25 protein-coding genes are annotated in these 19,067 nt (G+C 46.4%); 1 reads left to right on the top strand and 24 read right to left on the bottom strand.

What is annotated here, in order from left to right; genetic code table 11:
- Window positions 1-4: 4 nt before the first annotated feature.
- From MAMMFC1_RS08490 to MAMMFC1_RS08415, 17 genes are all read right to left on the bottom strand, one after another.
- Complete coding sequence (locus tag MAMMFC1_RS08490) at window positions 5-745, bottom strand: phage late control D family protein (RefSeq protein WP_126308124.1); 741 nt, start codon at window positions 743-745, stop codon at window positions 5-7.
- Window positions 746-749: 4 nt separating this feature from the next.
- Window positions 750-953 (bottom strand): tail protein X, encoded by a 204-nt coding sequence (locus MAMMFC1_RS08485; protein ID WP_126308123.1) that lies wholly within the window; start codon window positions 951-953, stop codon window positions 750-752.
- Window positions 946-3,348, bottom strand: coding sequence for a phage tail tape measure protein (locus MAMMFC1_RS08480; protein WP_126308122.1), 2,403 nt, complete (start codon window positions 3,346-3,348; stop codon window positions 946-948). The genes MAMMFC1_RS08485 and MAMMFC1_RS08480 overlap by 8 nt, the downstream gene beginning before the upstream one ends.
- Before the next feature lie 4 nt (window positions 3,349-3,352).
- On the bottom strand, window positions 3,353-3,496 hold the full coding sequence (locus MAMMFC1_RS21450) for a hypothetical protein (protein ID WP_158618703.1): 144 nt from the start codon (window positions 3,494-3,496) through the stop codon (window positions 3,353-3,355).
- Window positions 3,497-3,504: 8 nt separating this feature from the next.
- On the bottom strand, window positions 3,505-3,792 hold the full coding sequence (locus tag MAMMFC1_RS08475) for a phage tail assembly protein (RefSeq protein ID WP_126308121.1): 288 nt from the start codon (window positions 3,790-3,792) through the stop codon (window positions 3,505-3,507).
- Window positions 3,793-3,805: 13 nt separating this feature from the next.
- Window positions 3,806-4,324 (bottom strand): phage major tail tube protein, encoded by a 519-nt coding sequence (locus MAMMFC1_RS08470; protein ID WP_126308120.1) that lies wholly within the window; start codon window positions 4,322-4,324, stop codon window positions 3,806-3,808.
- Between the two features lie 15 nt (window positions 4,325-4,339).
- A complete protein-coding gene (locus MAMMFC1_RS08465) occupies window positions 4,340-5,740 on the bottom strand; it encodes a phage tail sheath family protein (protein ID WP_232035743.1) in 1,401 nt (466 codons plus the stop codon).
- Window positions 5,741-5,803: 63 nt separating this feature from the next.
- The gene (locus MAMMFC1_RS08460) at window positions 5,804-6,073 is read right to left on the bottom strand and encodes a hypothetical protein (protein WP_126308118.1); all 270 of its coding nucleotides are present in this window, start codon (window positions 6,071-6,073) and stop codon (window positions 5,804-5,806) included.
- Window positions 6,045-6,521 carry a hypothetical protein gene (locus MAMMFC1_RS08455; RefSeq protein WP_126308117.1) on the bottom strand — a complete coding sequence of 159 codons (477 nt, stop codon included), beginning with the start codon at window positions 6,519-6,521 and terminating at the stop codon, window positions 6,045-6,047. The genes MAMMFC1_RS08460 and MAMMFC1_RS08455 overlap by 29 nt, the downstream gene beginning before the upstream one ends.
- A gap of 5 nt (window positions 6,522-6,526) precedes the next feature.
- The gene (locus MAMMFC1_RS08450) at window positions 6,527-7,096 is read right to left on the bottom strand and encodes a phage tail protein (RefSeq protein WP_126308116.1); all 570 of its coding nucleotides are present in this window, start codon (window positions 7,094-7,096) and stop codon (window positions 6,527-6,529) included.
- The gene (locus MAMMFC1_RS08445; protein ID WP_158618702.1) at window positions 7,093-7,398 is read right to left on the bottom strand and encodes a hypothetical protein; all 306 of its coding nucleotides are present in this window, start codon (window positions 7,396-7,398) and stop codon (window positions 7,093-7,095) included. The genes MAMMFC1_RS08450 and MAMMFC1_RS08445 overlap by 4 nt, the downstream gene beginning before the upstream one ends.
- A 23-nt stretch (window positions 7,399-7,421) precedes the next feature.
- Window positions 7,422-7,889 (bottom strand): DUF2190 family protein, encoded by a 468-nt coding sequence (locus tag MAMMFC1_RS21995; protein ID WP_197723957.1) that lies wholly within the window; start codon window positions 7,887-7,889, stop codon window positions 7,422-7,424.
- Window positions 7,890-7,928: 39 nt separating this feature from the next.
- On the bottom strand, window positions 7,929-9,971 hold the full coding sequence (locus MAMMFC1_RS08435) for a prohead protease/major capsid protein fusion protein (RefSeq protein WP_126308114.1): 2,043 nt from the start codon (window positions 9,969-9,971) through the stop codon (window positions 7,929-7,931).
- Window positions 9,916-11,424, bottom strand: a complete 1,509-nt coding sequence (locus tag MAMMFC1_RS08430; RefSeq protein ID WP_158618701.1) for a phage portal protein — start codon at window positions 11,422-11,424, stop codon at window positions 9,916-9,918. Before MAMMFC1_RS08430 ends, MAMMFC1_RS08435 begins: the two co-directional genes overlap by 56 nt.
- A 17-nt stretch (window positions 11,425-11,441) precedes the next feature.
- A complete protein-coding gene (locus tag MAMMFC1_RS08425; protein WP_126308112.1) occupies window positions 11,442-11,648 on the bottom strand; it encodes a hypothetical protein in 207 nt (68 codons plus the stop codon).
- Window positions 11,649-11,656: 8 nt separating this feature from the next.
- Window positions 11,657-13,483, bottom strand: coding sequence for a phage terminase large subunit family protein (locus MAMMFC1_RS08420; RefSeq protein WP_232035742.1), 1,827 nt, complete (start codon window positions 13,481-13,483; stop codon window positions 11,657-11,659).
- The gene (locus tag MAMMFC1_RS08415; protein ID WP_126308110.1) at window positions 13,419-13,949 is read right to left on the bottom strand and encodes a hypothetical protein; all 531 of its coding nucleotides are present in this window, start codon (window positions 13,947-13,949) and stop codon (window positions 13,419-13,421) included. Before MAMMFC1_RS08415 ends, MAMMFC1_RS08420 begins: the two co-directional genes overlap by 65 nt.
- Before the next feature lie 827 nt (window positions 13,950-14,776).
- Between MAMMFC1_RS08415 and MAMMFC1_RS08410 the strand changes: the two genes are divergently transcribed.
- Window positions 14,777-14,965 (top strand): hypothetical protein, encoded by a 189-nt coding sequence (locus MAMMFC1_RS08410; protein WP_126308109.1) that lies wholly within the window; start codon window positions 14,777-14,779, stop codon window positions 14,963-14,965.
- A 267-nt stretch (window positions 14,966-15,232) separates the two neighbouring features.
- Here MAMMFC1_RS08410 and MAMMFC1_RS08405 read toward each other — a convergent pair whose 3' ends face one another.
- The 7 genes from MAMMFC1_RS08405 to MAMMFC1_RS08385 form a co-directional block, all read right to left on the bottom strand.
- Window positions 15,233-15,685 carry a hypothetical protein gene (locus tag MAMMFC1_RS08405; protein ID WP_126308108.1) on the bottom strand — a complete coding sequence of 151 codons (453 nt, stop codon included), beginning with the start codon at window positions 15,683-15,685 and terminating at the stop codon, window positions 15,233-15,235.
- 126 nt (window positions 15,686-15,811) lie between these two features.
- Entirely contained in the window at window positions 15,812-17,170 is a 1,359-nt protein-coding gene (locus tag MAMMFC1_RS08400) for a ParB/RepB/Spo0J family partition protein (RefSeq protein WP_126308107.1), read from the bottom strand.
- A 376-nt stretch (window positions 17,171-17,546) separates the two neighbouring features.
- The gene (locus tag MAMMFC1_RS08395; protein WP_232035801.1) at window positions 17,547-17,771 is read right to left on the bottom strand and encodes a nicotinamide mononucleotide transporter; all 225 of its coding nucleotides are present in this window, start codon (window positions 17,769-17,771) and stop codon (window positions 17,547-17,549) included.
- A complete protein-coding gene (locus MAMMFC1_RS08390) occupies window positions 17,761-18,315 on the bottom strand; it encodes a hypothetical protein (protein WP_197723956.1) in 555 nt (184 codons plus the stop codon). The genes MAMMFC1_RS08395 and MAMMFC1_RS08390 overlap by 11 nt, the downstream gene beginning before the upstream one ends.
- 188 nt (window positions 18,316-18,503) lie before the next feature.
- Window positions 18,504-18,647, bottom strand: coding sequence for a hypothetical protein (locus MAMMFC1_RS21445; RefSeq protein WP_158618698.1), 144 nt, complete (start codon window positions 18,645-18,647; stop codon window positions 18,504-18,506).
- Window position 18,648: 1 nt separating this feature from the next.
- Entirely contained in the window at window positions 18,649-18,792 is a 144-nt protein-coding gene (locus MAMMFC1_RS21440) for a hypothetical protein (RefSeq protein ID WP_158618697.1), read from the bottom strand.
- Window positions 18,793-18,805: 13 nt separating this feature from the next.
- Complete coding sequence (locus MAMMFC1_RS08385) at window positions 18,806-19,066, bottom strand: hypothetical protein (protein ID WP_126308105.1); 261 nt, start codon at window positions 19,064-19,066, stop codon at window positions 18,806-18,808.
- Window position 19,067: the final 1 nt, after the last annotated feature.

Raw genomic sequence — 19,067 nt, 5'->3', positions numbered from 1 at the left:
CCACCTACTCGTAATTTGTTGGTGTGAATGTCCCCTTATGGGTTTTCCCTGTCTTAGCGTCATGATATTCCACGGTCGCAGACTTATATGTCGAAAGATTTTTACTCCCGAACTTATAAGACTTGATATTATCCTGGCCTTTCTTTAAAGTTAGAACTGCCGACTGTTTCTCGTATTTTTCCTGATCAAAAATCACGATCTTTTCACCGGTCACTTTCAAACTGTGACCGGTTCGCTGACATAGCGACTGCAAAAATGCCAGATCACCTTGATTAACCTGGTCAACTCTATCGAAATTCGGATCATCTTCACTATCAAAAAATAGCTCCAGACCAGCTTTTTTTGCTATGTCCTGAGCTATGTATGACAGCGTAACGTTTTCCCAAGGACGGTTTAGCTTGTCGTGCCGGATACCAGATGAAAAGAGCACTGAAACCGCTTTGATGGTCACCGTGTTAGGCGGACCAGAGGATTCAATTTCATCGATTTCAAAGGTGCCGCAGGGAAGTTTCTGCTCGATTCCATCCTCTGAAACTACGATTTCGGCAGATATCTTTGCACCTTTCTGTGGATACCAGTCGCCACACCAAAGTAAATCACGGTCCTCCAAAGTAATTTGAATCTCATCCGATTTATCCTCCGCATTGTCGGTATACTCGAAGGATTTCAAATACGGCGCGATATCACGAGTAATATCTTTGTTTTCATATACAATAGCCACCCGCGACCGTCTGGCTTGTGGCATCGAATCACCTCTTCCATGGCGGCAACGTTTGTACTGTCGGGATATCGGTTTCCGGAATTGTTAGGGTTGCTCCGGCAGAAAAAATTACAGTTGCATTATGCGACTGGTTAGCTTCAATCAAAACGCTCATATATTTTTCGCTGCCCATCTGTCGCAAAGCGATAATGTCCCATGTATCCCCCTGCTGAGTTGTGTAGGTTTTAGCCATCGCTGAAACTCAACCTCGCTTCATTATGCAGATAGTCAAGAAATGACCGGTGGCCATTTTCGACTTCACGTTGCACCTGTCCGGGTTCTGGATTGCCATAGATGATGATATCACCGGATTTATATTCGATCTGTACTCCAGAGCCACCACCTGGTCGCACCCCGAGGATTTCCCCTGCCTGCGCCCAGAGACTTAATGCTTTGGGACTGCCGTCCAGAGGTATGGCTGCTTCCGGATTTGTTTCTGCAAAAGTCGTTAAAAACGCACCACGTTCATATATACCGCCTGCGGCATTGGAGGCAATTTGCACTCCGCCGCCGCTACCTGCTGCGACTCCAGCCGAAAAACTTCCCGAAATTCCGCTTCCTAAATTACTTAGCCAGTTACTTACCCTGCCTATCGCCGAAGAAATTGCATCGGGTATTCTATTAAACCAATTAACCACCGAGTTATATGCGTCTGACCCCCATTTATCAATTGCCTGCAAAAAATTCGATAAAGAGTTAGAAGCGTTTTCCGGCAAGCTACCAAAAAAGCTTATCACGTCAGACACAATATTTGCCGCCCACATCGTTACCAATATCCAAGCATATTGAAAATAGAATGCCATTCGTTCCGGCAGTGTGGCTATAAACCCGATAGCGTATCCTATTCCATAAGCGATTGTAGCCGGTAAATTCGAAATAAAACTGGCTGCCGCCTCATAAACATTACCAAACCATTCTGTAACCGCACCCCATACCTCAATGGCCTTGGCTTTTATGGTATCCCAGTTTTTATATAGCAGATATCCAGCTGCAACCAGTGCAACAATACCGGCGATTATCCAGATAATTGGACAACCATACAATGCCGTATTAAAGAGCCATTGAGCGGCAGTTTGCAAACCGGTTGTGCTGGCGTTTAATCTCGCCATTAATGCCGCCCGTTCCTGAGAATTCGTCATTATGGTCAAAGCTGCGTTCGCCGCCACAAAAGGGGCAGAAAGTGCAGAAAATCCATAACCCAGTGCAAATGTCGCAATCTTTAACCCAATCACCGCCGCGGTACCCACAACAAAAGCTTCAGTAAGCCCGGGGTACTGAGTAGCCAAATTATTCACCCACTCAGCTATACCGATGAATTTTTCCGACAAAGCACTAATATGCGGCAGTAAAGCATTGCCTGCCGTAATACCGACTATAGTCATATTGTTTGACAGCAACTGCAGTTGGTTCGAAGTTGTACTAGCCCGAGAATCAAATTCCTTCTGCATACTGCCGGCGTAAGTTGATGCATCGCCGACTGCTTTAAAGTTCTTTGAAACAATATCCAGGTTCTGAAGTAATATACCAATCCCGGCCTTGCCTTCTTCGCCAAATATCTCCGATATATATGACATTTGGTCTGCAGGCGGTAGTTTTTTCAGCGCTCCCATAAAATCCATAATGGCGCCGGTGGCATCCTGCTGCATGCGGACGGCAAGCTGCTCGGTGTCAAAACCCAGCGCACCCATCATCTCCCGTTGAGTTTTGGTGGCGGCAAAACCGGATGTCATAACGGTAAACATCTTTTTCAGGGAGGTGGCCGCCACTTCATCCTGCAGGCCGGGCATGGCCGAACCTAACGCCGCTACCTGGCCGGCCGTCAAGCCGGACAAGCCGCCCAGGGAACCGATGCGGGTCACAATGTTGGAGATCCCTTTGGCACTGGTCGGGGAAATATTGCTCAGGTAATTGATTTGGTCGGCCAGGTCCCGCACCCCGTCCTGAGAAAGTTTAAAGGTCGTGCGCCAGACAGCCATACTTTGTCCGGCATCCTCGGCCGTGGTGTCAAAAGCCACCGACATTTTGGAGGCGTCTTCAGCAAACATCGCCAGATCCTGCCGCGCAATCCCCGCTTGGCCGGCGGCGGCCACAATTTGGGCAATGCCGTCGGTCGCCACGGGCAGGCGTTTCGACATATTCATAATATCCTGGCCCATCGCTTTAAACTGCTCAGGCGTGTCGAAGTCAATGACTTTTCGTACATCTGCCATCTGATCTTCAAACCGCATAGCTGACCGAATCGGCGCCGCAAGCGTCGCTGCCAAGCCTACGTTTTCCAAAACTTCGCCCCGGTATTGATTGCGCCGATTGGCATTTGCTCGTACCGCTGCCTGCGCATTACGAAGCCGGTCCTGTGATTGTCGTAGCTGATCTAAACGACGACGAAGTTCTTCGGTCGCGCGGGAGTGCTGTTCTGCTGAAATGCGACCTTGCCGATGTAAGCGATCCAAATTTCGCAAAGCCTGATTGGTCATTCCGATTCGCTGACTCAAACCGTTTAAAACGGCGGTAGCATTCCCCATGCCTGACATAAAACCGCCGATTCTGGCCGTCAGATTAAAAGCCATTTCAAAAATTCTTCCTGCCACGATATCACCTCTTTTGGGCCAGCGATTTGGCGTCTTCCATCCACGCCGTTAATTCATCTATTGTTAAACCGAGCCAAAATTCTACTGACGTAAAGGTAGCCTGGGCAAGACTTAGGCAGGCCCTACGTAAAGCCTGCCCCGTATCCATGCCCTGGGCTATAACCCCTTTCCCAACAGTTCATTCTGCATGTTTAACACCACGGTCAAAAACTCGTTGGCCGGCAAATCAATGATGTCATCAGCCGGTACTTTGGCCAACTTAGCAGCAATGACAGCTGCAAAGGTATTCGTCAGATGCAATATTGGGGAATTCTCGCCTAAAGCACGAGTTTCTTTTTCGGCACTTAATATGTCGCGACCGGTGAGAGTTGAAACGTCACCGATAATAAGTTCTTTCACTTCATTGCCGTTGAGCACCACTGGCTTGTTAAATGTTATTTTCATGTCTTACGTCCTCCTATAATCCTAATGCTTTACGGACTTCTGCGAGATAATCCGTACCGTCGATGATGCAGATATAATTGTATTTGTCAATTTCAGCAATGGTTTCGCCATCAAGATCAATTTTGATATAGATGACTTCGAACTCATTGGAACCATCGCCAGTACCACCCATTTCCATCTTCCCCAGCTCAGATTTTTTAGGAGTGGCCCGGACCGCAACGCGCAGGGGCTTTACTTTGTACTCACCACTGCTGGCATCATAGTTCTGAATGGCGCCGCGCAGATCCAGTGCGTGAGTGATTGGTTTTGCCAAGAACACCAGTGGTTTCGTGACTGTCCGCCAGGATAATTTCAGGGACATTTTTCCAAAGTGGCCAATTGTCGGTGACTCAACTTCACCGGCTACGCCCGCACCTTTGACGGTCTCCGACATATATTCGAGGCTGGGCAATTCCGCGTCAGCCACTCCAAGCAGATCATTTCCGTCTTGGTACACGCGGAAGTTTATCAGCTTCTCCGGTACTTCATTCATATGCGTTCACCTCCATTATGTAAATAATGTTTCGAGATATGCCGGGTCATACTCGACAATGAAGTCAATTTCCCGAGCCGGTCCCGGAGGCGTTACATAGACATGGAAACGGAGAATTCCGTCCATTAGGTCGGTTGTAGGGTTTTCCTCTTCCAGGAAAGCCACCCTGCCGCCTAATATCCTCTGTCGGGCTGCTAAGCCAGACAGCCAGATATTAGCACTATCAATAATGGTATCAACCAAGCGTTTATTGATTGGCGCGTCGACTTTTTGCCAGAACGTCAGAATCAGGGTGTTACTAATCCAATCGAACATGCGCCGGATCGGAATAAATGCATCCTTGGGATCGGTAATGCTGGGATAACACCCCGTCCGGTTCCCCCAAAGCTTCCAGCCCCCAATAAAATTCATGGCTGTAACAATCCCCTGGCCGTTCATGTATGCTGCCTGTTCAGGCCCGAGATTGATTTCGGTACCATCAGCAATTATGGCGCCGTCAGCCTGCAATGTTTTGTTTGATGGACTGACATAAGGAACGTCATCATTTGCCGCGTCAGTTTTACATATGATGCCGGCAGCTTGCGTACTCAGGTGGAATACATCTTCGCCAAGCTTTACCAGTGGCCAGCATACAATTTGCCTTTCACTCACGTAGTTTGACTGCTCTTTCCATGCGGCAACATCGGTATATTTCTTTACCGTGTCAGTCGGCACGTCGGTAATGGCAATACATTTAAAATGTCCATTGATATTCGACGACTTCGCCGTCATGACGGCAGCCACTGCCGGATCATCCGCCCAGCCTGGAGCCAGTATCTGACCAGGTACCAGTCGGAACATCGGGAAAACGCGGTTAATCAGTTCTAAACCTTCATAGTTTCCGGTAGTTACGTCCACGCCACCAATAATGTCGGTAGATGTAACTGCTGCCAGGTTCAATTTTGTAAATGCTACTACCAAACTGGCTTGATTTGCCGGGATGGTACCGGTTGCAAGCCTGGAAATAACTACTTTTCCGTCACTATTGAAAGCAGCAGTATAGTCTGTGTTCTTAACCAAAGGACTGGGGGCTTCCGCCGTTAACTTGACCTGCAAAGCGCTGAGTAACACACCATCATCATCACTAATTGTGCCAACACCAGCTGTCAATGTCACAGTCTGGCCAGTAACATCCGTTTTGTGAACTGCAGGATCAAGTACGTTAACCAGTACCACCGGCGCCACGTTAAACAGCGCAAAGTGCGAATAGATGAATTCGCAAAGTGTGTATTTCTCCCAGTCCGCAGAGTATCCAAATGCCGCTACTGCTTCAGCGTAAGTATAACAAAGCACTGGTTTATTTACTGGTGCCGGATCCGTGGCCAAGTGTACCGGTGCGGTTCCGAATACTACCGGCAAACCTGCTAACGTTTTCACAGTCGGTACTAGCGACGTAGGTACCTCTGAGCCGTATACCCCATGTTTATATGCCAAGGTTATTTACCCCCCTTTCTTCAAGTAATCCACAATTGCCTGAAACAGCGTGTGTTCCGCTGAACCGACAGACGAAAGGGCCTGTTCTGCGGTGGCAAATTGCTCAACCGGCACAAACAGACCCCGAATTGCAGGACATTTCTCTATTGTATTGGTCAGGTGTTCTGGAATACCGCCCTTATATACCTGATATCGATGCAAGGCACCACCCGGTATGTTAGGGCCGATATAAATCAATTGTTCCGGCTTATTTCCATCCGGGGATGTTTTCTCCATAGACGTTTTCCTCCAATCTTGGTTGTGGTTGCGGGATTGTCCAAATAGTTTCCAAAGCACAGACAGCCTCCGGATACGGCATTTGCCCTTCAGGAAATATGATTTCCAGCGGTAACTGCAGCCGAAAACGTTTGGCCAAAACTCGGTTGACAAGCAGTGCCTGCCGGATTCGTTCAGCGACATTAACGCAGTCGCGCCAAAAGCCGTCATCCTCGGCACGGGTACCAATTAATATTGCGATCTTGGTTGTGGAACCTTTGTCAGCATCGCTAACTTTGGTGATTCGAGCTATTACATACGGACAAACCTGCTCTGGCTCATCTTCCAGCGGGAGATATCCGTCATAAACTACCGGAGCAGTTTCATATTTTTTTGCTGACAGACGGAAGTCTTTCACGGTTTCACGGAGGAATCCGCAAAGTTCATCCATCAGGATTAATGGGGTCAATCAAATCATCCTTTCAATAGGCGGTCTAGTTCGTGGTCAAAACGTTTTTCAAGCGTTTCCATGGCTTTTTGCTCTACAAACTGCTGTATTGTTGGGTTTTCCAACATCTGAGGTACTGAAGGGCCATAGCGCTGAACAAGTTCAACTTTTCCAGTACTGGTTAAATTATTAGTTCGGTTAAACACACCCAAATGGCCAGATTTCATCCGAGCTAAAAAGGCGCTTTTAATTGATCCTCCTCCTTCGCTACGTTTGACTTGCGCAACTAATTGACCTCTGGGTCGTTTTTTAGGCACTTGCTTTGGCGTGGTTTGGAAATACGTAAGCGCCCTTGGCCGGCCTTTGGACCTCACCCGGGCAAACAAAATGGCCGGCGAAGCTTTGGCAATATCGATGGTTTCCCGCACTCTACCAGGCCGAATCACGTATTCTTCGCTTGCTTTTCGTACCGCTTCCGCTCGGGCGCTCTCGGATGCCCGGTTAATCGCATTCGCCACAGCTTTTGGCAGTGCACCTGGTAGATGTTTCAGTAACTGCTCAGCCCGTTTCAATTGATCGTCTGTCAATTCAATCATGAATCATTCAGTCCTATCGTAATTTCATACATGCCACCAGATTCAACACATTCAATGACGGTATATGGTTCATTGTCGAATCGCAACCGTTTGCCACATAAAGGGCGTTTGGGAAGATCTGATGCTCTGACGAATACCTTTTTGACTGATAGAAAGATACCGTCATAGTGCTCAGATTCCTGACCACTACGAGTTTTATTCGTATCAGTATCCACAACGCAGAGCACCTGCTGTCCGTTGATGTCGTGGTAATCGGCAAATTCGTCGTGGTCTAGGAAAACGGCCACAATGTCTGCGGCCATTACATCTTTAAGGCTCATTTAAATCACCCGATTATCCCGGCACTACGCAGTTTTGCTAGCAATGCATTAAAATCTGTTTTCAAATCAGCAATCGTGGCGGCAGTGCTATCGTCTTGGGCAGGTTGCTGAGTCACTGTTCCGACGGGAAGCGGATCTTCAATTTGCACCACAACAATTGTGTCGGCTTGAGCTTTTGCAGCAACACTCCAGCCAGCAGGTGTATTATTCGTGGATGTTTTGGTAACCTCACCTGCAGTAGCATCCCAATATAGCGGGTCACCTACGTTGAAAGCAACTGAATTATCGGCTGGTACATTATTAAATACACCTTTCACCACAACGCCACCAATAGCGCCGGGCGCAATGTCGTCCACCGCAAAACCAATCCGTGAAGTCAGCGGCACCACCTGACCGGCAGTAATCACACTTTCACCACTATTTAAATAATCAATAATGTCACCACTTTGTTGAAATACGCCTTGTCTAGCCATTCGGCCATACCTCCAAATTTTTAATATTTAACCCTGTAATTATTTACCGGGGTTTTTGTATAGACCACGGTAATCAAGCGCCTTAACACCGAATTCTGACCGCACCTTATAGGTAATACCATCAACCTCAAAACCGGGCTGCGTTTCAATATACGGAGTATCAACTCCGTTGAGGAATGCGACTTCTATCGTGTCAATGAAACCAGGGGATGTGGCAAAGTAATAGGCATCAGGGTCGACGGCATCCAGTTGCGCATCTGCAACTACGGTTAATAGATCCTGAAATACGTTAACTGCGGCATTGTTGGCGCCAACGTCCACCGTTGATCTCACTAATTGCAGTGCGTCAAATTTCAGTGCTACAGGACCAATCCAAAATGCGGGCGTAATGTTTAGCGGTACAGCATCTTTCTTTTGTAAGCCCTTTTGTTTCGCCATGGATGTGAACGCAGCCTTAAATGTGTCTTTACTCGGGGCCGCCTTTTCCACTGCTTCAATATTGGCATGAGTAGCACTAAACAATTGATTGCCGTCTGCCATTTTGGGATTGCCACTAAGAATTGAGTATACGGAATAGTTGATCGTAATACGGGCAGCAGAGCCGAACTTGGTCGGGATATCCGTCAAGGCCTGCAAATCGTCATTGATGATATCTTCCCGGGTTAAGCTAAACAACTCCCCGTATTTTTCCAGTTGAATGTATTCACCGGCATCGGACATAGCCACGTATTTGTATTCGCCGCCCTTCCCGACTTTACGCAGCAGTGGCGCCTCGCTGACCTGTACCCGCAAAGCTGGCTTATAGTCATTTAGATTGCCGCGTTTGGTCCATTGCTGGTAAGTTGTGGGCGCGGTTTGATATGCAGTCATCAGCGATTTATTAGCGACATTGGACAAGACATTGGGGAAATCAGATGAGGAAATAACCGCACGCACTAACCCTTTCCGGTCATACCCCCGAAAGGCTTTTCCGTGTGTACGCTGATAACACTCACGAGCCAAGTCAATCATGGTCATGCCACGAAGTTCTTCAAAGCCGGCAGCGGGTTTTTCTACACTCAGACCTGCGCGGAAAGACATCGCATCCGATGCAGCTGCACGGAACTTATCGACATCCTCCTGGCCAACTTCTATCGCAGGGGTTCCAATCGGGGTTCTTTGTTTGGCCAACCGGTGAACAATTTCTTTGTTCACTTCTGCAACTGTGGCACCAGAACGTATAAACTCCGTTGTATCTAATTCCAACTGAGGAAAATTTCGGCAAAGCTCTGTAATCTCCAGAGTTCTCTGCGTCTCCTGTGCTCTGACTTCTTCCGATGTTTGCGTAGTGGTGTCGGTCTGAGTATTGGTTTCAGGCATAGATTCTTCACTCCTTCTTTCTTCTTGTTTATTTTGGGCTTGCGGTTGTGCAGAAACTGCTTCAACCTGTACGGTGATTGGCGCCGACTTAAACAGAGAACGAATACTTTCATCATTTTTCAAAATATCCGTCACAATCCCGGCGATATCTGTTTCATCCGGTTCAACTGAGCGCCCAATCCCGACATTCGGATCAGCGGCTACCGGCTCCAAGCTGACTTCAAGTGGCTCCCAGTCAATGGCAATTTCGCAAGGACCAGTAAATCCGCGTACCGTTTTTCCCGGTTCTACGACAGTATACGAATTGATTATGTACCCCATAGAAATACCGCGTAAAGACTTATTATCCACTTTCCCCTTGATTATCTGGGCTTGTCCATCGCCGTCAAACTGTACTTTGACGCGGCAGGTTCGAGCTTGTTCATCCTGCCAAGCATCCACAATCGGCCCTAACGGAACCAAACCGTGATTAGGATCGCGGCCATGAGCAAATAAAAAAGAGCCTACTGTTTTCAGCCGCTCCAATTTTGGTTCGCCCGGATCGTGGCCAAGTACTTCGGTTCCCCACCAGCGCTGCACTGGCGTTTCGCTGGAAAAGCTAAATTCGTAAACGCCTTCTTCACCGTCAACGGCTCGCATTTCAATCAGTTTAAGATATCGATATTGCTTAACCCCCTGCTCCTGCTGCCGGCGTTTTTTTATTTCCTCCGCCCTCATTGACATTGTTATCACTTCCTACTCCTTTTTCTTGTATGTATTTCTTTTCTCGGGCTCTTTGATTAATAACCTCCTTCCAGTCCTTGCCTTGTTCAGCGCATTTTTCTTCCAAGGTAGCAAAATTCGAATCGACTTCCTCACCGCTGGCCTTCACATCTTTCAGTGGATCAATCCATGTCCATCCTGACGGAATCCAAACATGTTCCAAATACCGGTCTTTGTCTTGCCAGAAGTCCTTGATTTCAACCTCTCCAGCCAGCACTGCACTAATCAGGAATTCCGTAAAAATTCCAATGCAGGCATGCTCAATCAAATAATCTTGAATTGGCTCAAAAGTTTTCCGATCTTCAAGTAATCCTTGTCGGGCCGAAGAATATGTTACTTTTGATACATCACGGCTGATCATTTCATAACTAAGACCTTGGCCGGCACCGACTAAACGTTGCTGTTGCTCCACGAAATCTTTTGTATTTGTGGGGATATTGCCTGGGTTTGCAACCTCAATTTCCTCACCAGGCTGCAGATACTCAATCATGCCTGGTTCAATGGTATCCACCCGTTTAGGGCTTTTTTGTCCTTCAACCGGCATTCTTTGTATTTTGGCATACGGATTTGTGCTTCCTGGCGCCACTTTTACAAACATGGAAAAGCACGCAGCAATTCTTGCTTTGACCCGTTCTGCTTCCAGATATTCGCCAGAGTCGCGAATCGAATCCATAGAACTGGCTAACTCCGAAATACCACGGACCTGCGTTGGACGATGCTTACTGAAAAGATGAATTACCCGTTCCGCCGGGACCCGGATTGAATTTACAGCAAAATATCCATCAGGCAACGTTTCATAAAGCCAATACGCTACCGGTTTATTTACTTTATTGACCTCCACACCGGATTTCACAAGATTACCGCTTTCGCCATACTGCCGAGAAGTATCAAGCTGGTCCGGCTCAATAAGCTGAATTCTGAAAGGTATTTTAGCAGTATTATCATAGGTTTTAACAATAAAAATTTCACCGTCTACAATACGCCGGCGAATGAGCATCTTTAATATTTCATTGAATGATGACTGACCGGTAACGTCGCAATTTTCATGATGGCACCATTTTTTCCAGGATTTTTCGATAGCTTTGTTGCTCTTTTCGTCATCGTCATCGTTTTTCTTTTTGACCCGTGCCTGTAGATTGAATCCTCTGCCGACAACATTACGCTCAAATGACAAAATAACGCTTTTGGCAATATCATTATTGCGTTCCAAATCCCTCGCCCGACGAAGTAATCGTTCTCGATACGGCCGGTCAATTTGTTCAGCGGTACCACCAGCTGCCGCCCAGCCGTTGCCCAGCCTGTCCATACGAGCTGCGTCATAGTTACGTAAAACTTCAGTAGCCTGGCGATAGGCTTCCCGCGCATAAGCCCAACGCGGTGATACTAAGGATATGACTTTATCGATAAAATTCATAGTTACCTCGTTACCTCCTACCGTGTGGGCCATCTGGCGTAAGCCCTAGTTGTACCGACAGTCTCATATGCTAACTGCTGTTTTAAGCTTGCCTCACGCTCATAAAGCGTTTTTAAATCACCCTTGGTAACTTTTCTACTACCAATGCCGTATTCCTGGGCACCAGATTCGATGGCGGCAATTGCAGTCTGCACTCTTTCAAGCTGCTGTACAAGTGTCTCCATGTAATTCATCACCTCCTAAGCCAATTACTTTTCCTACCCTCGCACTCAGGTACCGCAATAACCGGCTCCGGCTCAACCAAATACCTGACCCCAGCAATCTCAGCTGCCAGCGTGCAGTTTACTTCCACGTCAAGCATGTGATTTTGTGCGTGGCTACTGATCGGCTGCCATTCATATGTGACTCGGCCTTTTTTATCTTTCTGTTCGACTTTCTGCTCGGAACAAATCATGTCGGCATAGCGCCGGTCACAGCCTTGATACCCATTCCAGGAACCCGGTTCGCCGGCCGGAACGCTCAGCCTGCCGGCAATAAAATCTTTTAACTGATTGGGGTCAAAGATATACAGCAGCAATCCAAAGAATTTATCAAGTTTCGAAACGCTATATCTCGACCGCATAGCTTTTGAAGACCCCTTGGTCGGCAAACATACATCCTGATGCATTGCGCAGAACTGGTATACTTCATCCGTGTTATATCCAGAGTCAATGCAAGCCAGATTAATATGAAAGACCTCACCCAATGTAGATGGATAAGGTCTGTAAATAATATTTTCAATTTCGATCCATGTTTCAACCCGGCCATAGTCAACCAACCAGGATGTTAACCTTGGCCCCCAAGCTCGCACACCCCACCAGAAATGGTTTAACTGAACGTCTACGCCAAGTGTCAGTAGTTGGGCCTGATCATAGACCCGACCTTGTTCATAATCCAGTTGTTTTTCCAATACAACGTCGGAGCGCATTCTGCTGGCCTTATCTTCCCAAGGTTCTGCGAGCCAGGAGTTAATAAAATTCATAAGATCTTCAGGATTCTCTTTGGTCGATAAGAATTTTGCCGCTACATCCCCGAATGTCAACCAGGGTGAATAAATTGAATTTAGATGAAATGCTATAGATTTAACACGGCCAACCGGAACATTCTGCTCTTTCCAGTCGCCGCTGCGGAGCATCTCCATTTTATGACGGTCATCAATTCTTTGGTAGCAGTGTTCACATTCATACCACGCAGCGAATCGAACAAGCTGAGGATCACTCATCCCTTCAGGCCATTTGATTTGTTTAAAAACAAATAATTGTTTATGACCGCAGTGGGGACAAGGAACTTCATATTTCAATCTTAAATCCGCTTTTTCATATGATCGCCAGATATTACCGAGTTTGATTGTAGGAGTAGAAACTTTAACAGTCTTTTTATTATAAAACGTCTTTTGACGCTCTTCTGCTAAAGACAGTGGATTTGCTTCTCTACCGGCCCATTTTGGATATTTATCAATTTCATCAAAAAATATATATCGTACTGGCCTTGTTGCTAAATCAGATGGAGAATTGGCGCCAACTAAAGCTACATAATTGTTTATAAACTGAAGCTCAAGTTTATCGCTTGCTCGTTCATCGAATTTGTCCATAATAGCCGGTGACAGCTTAAACATTGGCTGTAGTCGGTTTTCACTGGCAAACTCTGCAAGCTTGTCCGTTGGATAAACCACCAAAACAGGACCAGGATCTTGGTCGATAGCGTAGCAGAGCATATTATATTCAGCTTCAGTTTTACCTAACTGACTGCCGGCAACGAAAGTAATATTCTCAATCTCAGGATTACAGAATTCGTCCATAATCCTTCGCAAGTATGGAGTCCTTTCGGTTTTCCATTGTCCCGGTGATGCACTGGATTTTTCATCAAGAATCCGGAACTTATTTGTCCATTCTGAAACCGTCAGTTTTTCAGGAGGCCTAAAGGTATCTAAAGCATCCTGGATATATGTCGGCCAGCTATTTCTTTCTTTGGATATACTCGCCTTTTTGTGCAAGTTGTGAGAGTGCGTTGTACACCGCATCATCGACCACCTTTTTAGCCACCAAAGCAATATCTGAATCTAATGTGTTTAATTCAGTCGCTATATCATGACCAATAGCCATAAGCGACCGCTTTAAAACAGTAAATAATCTTTTCAAATCAGCAGTAACCTGCCCCGCCGAGATATATCTTCCTTCGGCCACAGCCAACTTAATAGCCTCCTGAGCAGCCTTTGCTTCGCGGTAGTCGGCATCAGCGGCAAGCTTGCGAGCCTCAGGGCTCTTATCTCCAGCACTCGCCCCGTACTTCCACTCCACAAGCTTCTTAATATCCCATTTGCCATATCCTTCTTTAGGAGCACCGCGCTTTTCCCAATTTGAAAGCGTTTCGGCGCTTACACCAAAAAACTGGCATGTTTCAGAAGTGCTGTAAACCCAGGATTTATCTGACGTTGTTATTTGTGTATCTTTTTGTGGTGGACTATCTATATTTTTTTTCCTTGCCAAAGTTTCAACCCCAAAAATCAAATTTCACAGAGGCAAAAGTCGGGGCTCGTACGACTCGTAAGCCAGCTAGATTCCTGGAAGGACCCGTGATCACCTGGCCGTCCTCACCCTATCCGACTTGTAGCCGCCGCCTGACCGGTGACAGTTCGGTCGTTGTATCTGCATTAATTCAGCACAGCTCTCACCCCTTCGCTTACTGAACGACATGCAACGCCTGTCCACATAGTGAACGCGATCAAGACTGCAGGTCTGTTGGGTGTTATCATTGAACCGGCATAGGATATTGTTGCAGTATACGATGCTGGCCATGTGTATCACCTCATTTAAAGCATAGAAAAACCGCCCTATTCGGACGGCTTGAAAAAGTTTTTAAAAATATTTTTGATTTATGTATTGCAATAATCAAAATAATATGGTATAATTTACTTAGATCAAAGGAAGGGAGGGATTGGATGGGTGGATGATAAGCAAGGGGTCGTAATTCTAGCAATACTCGGAGCACTAAAACTGATACTCGAAATACTAAAACTAATCTTAGAAATACTCGAAAAACAGAAAACTCACCCAAAGCGCCAACAGCCCGCAAAGCGTAAGCGCAAAGGATGAGCCCACCAGGGGAGGGAAACCTCCCCAACCCCTTATACTTATTATATCACTAATCCAGCAAAATATGAAATGGCTTAATTCTGACTACTGGTTTTGGATTATTGTTATTGTATGGCTATTCGTTAGACAGTGGCCATATGGCGGAACATTGCAGACAATTACCGATGTGATAATATTTTTATCCTTTACTCTAACTATATACAATCGCTGGAGGCGATAACATGCCAAGAGGCGGACCAGGACGAGGGCAAGGTCGTAAGCCAACAGGCCAGTTGCCCAATAAATCAATCCGTATGACCGATGAAGAAAAAGCGGATCTCGTTGAATACCTTGAATTGCGCCGGAAATATCCAGATAAATTTCAAGAGGTTAAGGAGTTTATTAAAAAGTTAAGAGGTGATTTAGAATGACTGCCCATCAAACAGCAGTAATTAAAGCGTCTATCCTCGTTGATGATTTACAGTGCCCATCATGTCAAGGCCCTTATTTTAAGTGACCGGCAGTTAGCCGGTCTTTCTTTTGCAAAACAAAAGCCGCCAACCTCATCGGTAGCGGCAATACAAAAGCCGCTTATCAATGATAGGCGGCTCTAGCTATTTATTCATGCTACTATTTTACCATTGCAAAAACGCTTTGTCTCTGCAATGATTTTGCAATACTTAACATAAACATTGTTATTAAATAACCCTTAAAGCTTCAATGCCTAATATCCTAACCGCAAATTTTCTAATTGCCTCATCCCGAATATTGTAAACTTGTCGAACCGAATATCCAATCTCTTTAGCTATTTCGTCCCGGTCTTTTCGCTTCACGTACCAAGAATACAAAACTTTGCCGTATAATTTACAGTCTTTTTCTTTACTGATATCTTTTAATATCTCAGCTATTTGGTCAATTTCTTCTTCAGTTTTTTTCTTGGATTCAGACAATGTTTTTAATTCCAGCAAGATATTAAACGCCTCATCAGTTTTACCTGATCGTATGCCGGTTATATCCATCGCTACAGCATTTAATTCTGATGGTGATGACCGGCTAACTATTCGGGCGATATCACAGTTCATTTGTTCGATAGATTTTTCAAGATCACGGTAATGCCAAAGGCGTTTCTCGGCTTCTTTGATATAATCCATACTTCCCTCCCGTCATCATATCAATCCCTGATTATACCGTCTAAATTACCGTAAATACACGCCGAGGCGGTGCTGGGAGATGGCGAGGCGGATTTGATTTTGGATGTAATGTTCTTTCATTGGTTATCATTCCTTGTCGCGTACATATAGTTCATGCGTGCCATCACGAAGTGCACGCTCTTCTTCGGATATTTCGTAGCCTATTTTTTCGAGGGCGTCGTAAATCGCGTCGAGTGCCGCGTTCCCCTCATACTTGCATTGCCAGCCGTAATAGCGGGTTCGCTCTTTCTCCAGCCCGCAATACGCGGCGGTGAATAGCACTTTCTCCGGCAATGCCTCGAAAGCTTCGGCAATCGCCTCGCACGCGATATCGTCCTCGTCGCGGTCGTCGTCCTCATCCTCGGGCTCGGGGATCTCGATGCCTAGCTTCTTGCCGAGGTATGTAGAATAGCCGTAACCAATATCGCCCAGCAGCATTGCTTCCAATGCAAACGACATGATGTTGCGGGCGTCCTTCTGGCGCCCGGCGTAATTTTTGACGAACTCGCCCCGCAGCTCGTAGGCCTGCTTGTGGAGCTCGTCCAGTTGCTGGCACCGCTCCTGCAATTGCTTCTGTTCCTCCGCCGACGGCCCTGCCGCCGACGGCCCTGCGGAGCAACCAGGCTCGTTCCCTGACGACTCTTTATACAATATAATGTTGTACGAATTATCGGTGAAGAAATACCTCGTCTCGCCTGCGTCAGCTGGCTTTATGACTTTTGTTCCAGAATAAACCGAGAACCACTGCACTTGACGCAGCCCGTCCGTTTTCTGGACACGGGTAGCGAATGTTTCAAGCTCCGCGATCAGAGCGGCTTTGCCCTTTTCCTGCTTTTCTTGGTTGATGGCCTGTTTGAGCTTCCACTGGAAATTCGAAGTCCCGATGGATTCTAAGACGCTATTCTTTAGCTTGACGTCGCCGATTTTGTCCAGTTCCGCATAGTCCTGAAGAGTAGCGCCGCGATCCACCGATTGCTGGAATTTATCTTTGTCCAGATCCATCAGCTTAACCCGGCGGCTGATCGTGCTGTACGAAAAACCGGTTTGTTTCGCGATATCCCCAATTGTCTCTCCGAAGTCAAGCATCATCTGGAAACCTTGCGCCTGCTCCCATATAGTCAGATCGTTGCGTTGCATGTTTTCAAGTAACATGGTTGCGACTTGGTTTTTGGGGTCCATGTCGGCTATTACGCAGGGTACCTCCGTCAGGCCTGCAAGCTTCGCTGCTGCCAGGCGACGATGTCCGATTATAACGCGATAGTGACCGTCCATTTTACCATCATCTGCGGGTGCCCTTGTGATCTCGCTAAACCAAGGCACAACCGTAAGATTTTGTAATATTCCGTTGGCCTTGATGCTTTCTGCAAGCTCGCTTAGGTCACCTAAGTCTTTTCGGGGATTATCGGGATGCGGGGATATTCTATCTATTTTAATATTTGTAATCATGGCTTTGATTTCTCCTTTCTCTTCCAGCCATCCGCAGCGGCTGTTGCAGCCATAGTCAGGGCCTTCGGGACAGTTGCGACAGCAACCAACACCGTCCTTGGTGCTGTAGTCGCATGGCGGGCAGATTATTCGGCCAATCCAAGAATTGTACGGACTGGTGCATACTAACCTGGCTGTCACTATTGGGTCACCTCTTTTTCTTCCGCTCTCCGATCTTCAGATAAACATCAGCGATCAGAACGCCGGTTTTAGTCAGTTCAGCATCTGCCGCAATCAGCCCCTGCTTATTCATGACGGCCAGTTCCATCCAAAATACCACGTCTCAATAAAATTGAATATTACTCCGCCAATTACAAATGCTGCGCCAATTTTAAAATTAATCACTGTTTTTCCTCCATTTCCACAACCCCACTAGCGCCAGCACCAGATAAACCATGAACAGCGCCGCCTGGGCGTATAAACCATTGACCGCATCATACACGGTCCAATATAAATTTGTTCCCGTCCAAATTAGGAAACAGCGACGGTCTTTGCGGATGTTCAGTATCGTTGCAAACAGAGCGGCACCGGCGATGAGCCAGGGAATACTATTAGTCATCATCACGTTCAGATACACTGACACACTTACTGCACAAATCTTCCTCAACCCAATAGCACCCGCCGAGGCAAGCATTATCATCCGTGCAACCACATACCCGACAGCGGCGAATATCATTCTTTAGCTCTGCGAGCTTTGATAATAAATCTTGAGTATCTGTACAAATGAACATCGCCATTAAATACATCAACTCTGGTTCAATATTATCCTGCAAGAATATAATTGTCGGCTTACCCGCACCAATGGCCCAACCTGCCTCCAGATGTGCGCTGCGGCCGCATGGAAGGACTAAGACACATACATTGCAGTCTTCAAGAGCTCTCATATCAGAATAAAAACTGTTTAAGGCAATTTCATGTTTGAGGTTCATTTTAAACTGATCCGGCGTCCATTGTTTCCAATTCGGGTCAATTTCCGACCAATGAAAACCTGTATTGCCTGGTTTGGGGTTTTTGAAGTCATATACTTCATAATCTTGATCCCGCAACAAAGCAACAATCTTTGGCTGAATTGTATTCCTCCAAGAGCTTGCGACATAAATTTTCATTCTTTTCTTCCCACCCTTTCTTCAACGATCAACCGCCTTCTAAGCGGCTGTTCGTTTCCGCGCTAGTTTCTTTCTTCTTCCTATATGGATTTCTTTTTACCGTGTATCCCCTTAATGCGCAGTCATCACAACGTTTTGCCCTGGGTTTCATTACCGTAAATTTGCCGCATATAGAGCAGGTTCCGAATCTAATCAGCATCGGTATCGGCATCCTCTTCTATGACAAACAAATTTCTTTCACTGTCTAGCTCATTACATAACTGCTCGAATTCTTCGTCCGACATAGTATTTATCTTGTCAAACAATGCTTGCCAGTAATTATCGCAGGCCATTTTACGCTATTTCCCCTTCCTTCCATTCCCGCTTATCCTGTAATTCCATTAGGTACTGGTGTATCCATCCTAATGTATTGTTATCAACTGGTTCGTCGTAGATATAAGCCTCGAATACGGTGTCAATGAGATTATCCAGGGTCAAACCGACTCACCCCTCATACCCAGCTTTCAACAATAACCGGGTCATCATTTTCCTGGCGTCCTAAATTAACAAACCCAAGAGGTATTTCCTTTCTGATTTCGGATAATGTGTCTCTTGTCAGGGCTATTTCTATGGGCCTGGCCAAATCCCATAGTCGCGCAACATACTTCTCTGGGTAATCCTTTGGACTTCGATAAACAACGATGATAGGTATAAACAATCCCATTCCCGGAATATTAATCTCGCTGAATGATTCAATTTCCTTGGTTTTCACT

Source organism: Methylomusa anaerophila, assembly GCF_003966895.1.
Classification (GTDB): Bacteria; Bacillota; Negativicutes; order Sporomusales; family Sporomusaceae; genus Methylomusa; species Methylomusa anaerophila.
Note: the sequence above shows the minus strand (reverse complement) of the source record. Positions and strands in the feature narration are given on the sequence as shown.